Raw genomic sequence first — 1,461 nt, 5'->3', positions numbered from 1 at the left:
AGCGCGCGGGGTCGGCGAGGCGCACGCCCTGCTCCATGAGCGCCTGTGCCTGGCGCAGTTGCAGCGCGCGCTCCAGCTCGGCCAGTTGCCGCGGGCTGTTCACACCGGCCACCTGCAGCGCGTCGCTGATGCGCTGCGCCACCACGGGGACGCCGTCGGCCACGGCCTGCGCCACGACGTCCGTGAGGTAGTACTCGCTCTGGGCGTTGTCGCGGCTCAAGCGCGCGAGCCAGCCGCGCAGCTGCTGCGCGGGAGCGGCCATGATCCCGCTGTACACCTCGGTGATCGCGCGCTGCTCCTCGGTCGCGTCCCCGTGTTCGACGATTCCCTGCACGGCGCCCTGCGCGCCGCGCACGATGCGCCCGTAGCCCGTCGGGTCGGGGTGCTCCACGCTCAGCAGCGCCAGCCTGCCGCCTGCTGCGGCGCCGAGCAGTGCGCGCAGGGTATCGGCGTGCGTCAGCGGCACGTCGCCCGAGAGCACGAGCACCGTGGCGTCGTCGCGCAGCTGCGGCGCGGCCTGCTGCGCGGCGTGGCCGGTGCCCAGCTGGGGTTCCTGGCGCACGAACTTCAGCTCCGGGCCGCCGGCCTGCGCACCGCCTGCGGCGGCGGCCTCGACCTGCGCCGCAGCGTGGCCGGTGATGACGATGGCGCTGCGCGCCTGCAACTGCACGGCCTGGTCCAGCACGTGCAGCAGCAGCGGGCGCCCGGCCAGGCGCTGCAGCACCTTGGGCAGGCGGCTTTGCATGCGCGTGCCCTTGCCGGCGGCGAGGATGAGGATGTCGATCGGGGTCATGGAATGTCCGGGTTCCGTGCGCGGCGCGGGCAGAGCGCACGCATGCGCCATGGACCCCGGGGGTGTCTCACGTGAGCACCACGCGCGCAAACCGGCGTTTGCCGACCTGCAGCACATAGGTTCCGGCGCCGAGCCGCAGGCCCTTGTCGCTGACCACGCTGCCGTCGATGCGCACACCGCCGCCGTCGATCAGGCGCTGCGCCTCGCTGGTCGATGGTGCCAGGTTGGCCTGCTTGAGCAAGGCGCCAATGCCCAGCGGCGCGCCGGGCAGGGACAGCTGCGGGATCTGCTCGGGGACGCCGCCCCGGCTGCGGTGCATGAAGTCCTGCTCGGCCGCGTCCGCCGCCGCCGCGCTGTGAAAGCGCGTGGTGATTTCCTTGGCCAGCAGCACCTTCGCGTCCTTGGGGTTGCGGCCCTGCGCGACCTCGGCCTGGAGCGCCTGGATCTCGGTCAGCGAGCGAAACGACAGCAGTTGGTACCAGTTCCACATCAGCGGGTCGGAGATCGACAACACCTTGGCGTACATGGTGTTGGCGTCTTCGGCGATGCCGATGTAGTTGTTTTTCGACTTCGACATCTTCTCCACGCCGTCGGTCCCGACGAGCAGCGGCATGGTGAGCACGCACTGCGGCTCCTGGCCGTACTCCTGCTGCAGATGGCGGCCCATG

General features: G+C 71.5%; 2 protein-coding genes. Both read right to left on the bottom strand.

All coding sequences use genetic code 11. The annotated features are described in order from the left end of the window. The coding region (locus tag VTU_RS0124400; RefSeq protein WP_010110358.1) for an NTP transferase domain-containing protein at window positions 1–793 on the bottom strand (793 nt) is incomplete at its 3' end. Window positions 794–860: 67 nt separating this feature from the next. Further along, window positions 861–1,461 (bottom strand): tyrosine--tRNA ligase (gene tyrS, locus VTU_RS0124395; protein ID WP_010110356.1); only part of this gene is annotated, 601 nt, incomplete at its 5' end.

Origin of the sequence: Verminephrobacter aporrectodeae subsp. tuberculatae At4 (assembly GCF_000193225.1) — a bacterium.
Lineage (GTDB): Bacteria > Pseudomonadota > Gammaproteobacteria > Burkholderiales > Burkholderiaceae_C > Acidovorax > Acidovorax aporrectodeae.
Note: the sequence above shows the minus strand (reverse complement) of the source record. Positions and strands in the feature narration are given on the sequence as shown.